The 2,644-nt window shown below is 30.7% G+C and carries 2 protein-coding genes; both read left to right on the top strand.

The genetic code is table 11. The features are described from left to right. Positions 1 to 22 precede the first annotated feature (22 nt). On the top strand, positions 23 to 2,248 hold the full coding sequence (locus tag ACMOUI_RS11745; RefSeq protein ID WP_418965880.1) for a TonB-dependent receptor: 2,226 nt from the start codon (positions 23 to 25) through the stop codon (positions 2,246 to 2,248). A 14-nt stretch (positions 2,249 to 2,262) separates the two neighbouring features. Further along, positions 2,263 to 2,644 (top strand): hypothetical protein (locus ACMOUI_RS11740; protein ID WP_418965879.1); only part of this gene is annotated, 382 nt, incomplete at its 3' end.

Below are 2,644 nucleotides of genomic sequence, written 5' to 3'. Positions count from 1 at the left end.
GCAACATTGTGGAGGGATTTTAATGAAAAAATACTTATTTGTTATGTGTTTAGCATTTTGTGCAAACTCATATGCAGATGATGTGGGGGTTGTAGAATTACAAGCCTCTCATATAACCGATAACACTAGAGGTACAGAGTCAATATTTAATATTGTAGAATCTAAAAATACGACTATAATCACTCAAGAAAAAATACAAGAAAAGAAATATGAAAATGTTGAAGCCATATTGAGGGAAGCTCCAGGGGTTATAGTTCAAAATACAGCTTTTGGACCAAGAATAGATATGAGAGGAAGTGGAGAAAAATCTTTGAGTAGAGTTAAAGTTATGGTTGATGGAATATCTATCAATCCAACTGAGGAGTCTATGGCAAGTTTACCTATTAACTCAATTCCCGTTGAAAGTATAAAAAAAATTGAAATAATTCCTGGGGGAGGAGCTACTTTATATGGCAGTGGAACTGTTGGTGGAGTTATTAATATCTCAACAAATTCCAATGCCACGAAAAATAACTTTTTTATGGATTTAAACTATGGTTCTTTTGATGATAGAGACCTTGGATTCGCAGGAGGATACAATGTAACAAAAGATCTTTATGTCAACTATGGTTTTAACTATAGTAACAGTGAGGGATATAGAGAAAATGAGGAAAAAGAAAATAAAATCTTCTTAGGAGGGTTTGACTATAAAATAAACGACAAACACAAGATTCGTTATCAAGGTAGAAGGGGTAATGAAAAAGACAATGGAACAAATGAGGTCAGTAAAAAAATCTTAGAAAAAAATAGAAAAGCTCCAGGACTAAACTTAGATGTTGTTACAAAGTCTGAAAGTAATGTTTTTGACTATGAGTATAGGGCCACTGACAAACTACTTTTTGGCGCATCTTTTTTTAATCAAAAACAAGAAAGAGATATATCCACAGAGAGTATTGATGACATAATAATTGAATTGTCAGCTAGAAAGTATTCTGATGTAAGAGCTTACTACAATTTTTATGATGTTAAATCTCTTATGAATGCAAAGTTTAAAGAGGAGAAGAATGGAGTCAAATTAAAAACTAAATATGAATATGATAAAGGTGAATTAATTTTAGGTTATGACTACACCAAAGCCAATATAAAAAGAGATTCTAAGGTGATTTCAGAAATTTTAAAGACATACTACAATGAATATGGTATGTACGTTGCTCTATCTCCTAGTGATAGAAAAGCTGTAACAAATAAAGTTAAAATTAATTTAACCAAAGAATCTCATGGAATATATGCATTTAATAAATATAATCTTACAAATAAACTTGATCTTACAACTGGAATAAGAGGTGAGTATACAGAGTACACCGGTAATAGAGTAAATGGTCCAAATGAGATGCCACTGATTAACCCTAAAATTCAAACAATTGAAACAGATAGAAAAATGGAAAATTATGCTGGAGAGCTGGGACTTCTATATAAGTATAGAGATACTGGAAATTTTTACACAAGATATGAAAGAGGTTTTATTACTCCTTTTCCATCTCAGTTAACAGATAAAATTCATGATAAAAAATTATACTCTGATAAAAATGTGGGATTCTTTATTCCCCCAAATGTCAATGTGGCTTCTATCTATGTGGACAATCATTTAAAAGCTGAAACTACTAATACTGTGGAACTTGGATTTAGAGATTATATATATGACTCTTATGCAAGTTTAACTTTCTTTATAACAGATACTGATAACGAAATAGTTTTAATTCAATCTGGTGTTACAAATCCAGCTATAAAAAGATGGCAATATAAAAATATTGGAAAAACAAGAAGACTCGGACTAGAAGCTGAAGCTGAACAATATTTTGGAAAATTTACATTTAGTGAATCTTTAACTCTAATAGATGCTAAAACATTAAAGGGAAATGAAAAGGCTCAGATAAAAAAAGGAGACACAGTTCCGCTAGTTCCTAAAGCTAAATTGACACTTGGAACAAAATATAGTCTAACAGATAATCTATCTTTAAATGGAACTTATACCTATATAAGTAGTAAAGAGGGAAGAGAGATGACTGAAGAGGATAAAAGTTTTAGTTATAAAATTGACGGCTATGGTGTTTTAGATATAGGAATTACATATAAATTAGATGAGTATTCATCTATTAGAGCTGGTATTAAAAATTTAGCTTCTACTAAATATAACTTAAGAGAGACAAGTATTGAAGCTGTTCCTGCACCAGAGAGAAACTACTATATAGGATTAAATGTTAAGTTTTAAAGGGGAGATAATAAATGAAGAAAAATAAATATTTACTTTTAGCACTATTAGCACTGAACAGTAAAATATACACAAGTGATTTACCTATAATAACCATACCACCAGAAACAATAGAAAAAGGAGCTTATGAGAACATTCTAAGGGTTGTAGATCAAATAAATAAAAAAAAAGGTATAAATTCCGCTTACTTAGAGGGAAGTACACATGATTTAGGTCCAAAAGAAAATGGTATTGATATTGTTCCCATGGCTCATGTGGGTGAAACATCAGAGTTGACCTCTGCAAGAGGTCATTATCGAAATGAAACCTATCACACCGCTATTGATATATTTAAAAATAAAATAAATGCAATTGACAAAAATTTAAAAGATAATCTACCCTTTGTAGGAGATACCT

This window comes from Cetobacterium sp. (assembly GCF_048470075.1).
Lineage (GTDB): Bacteria > Fusobacteriota > Fusobacteriia > Fusobacteriales > Fusobacteriaceae > Cetobacterium_A.
The sequence above is the reverse complement of the archived record's forward strand: the minus strand, read 5'-3'. Positions and strand labels throughout refer to the sequence as shown.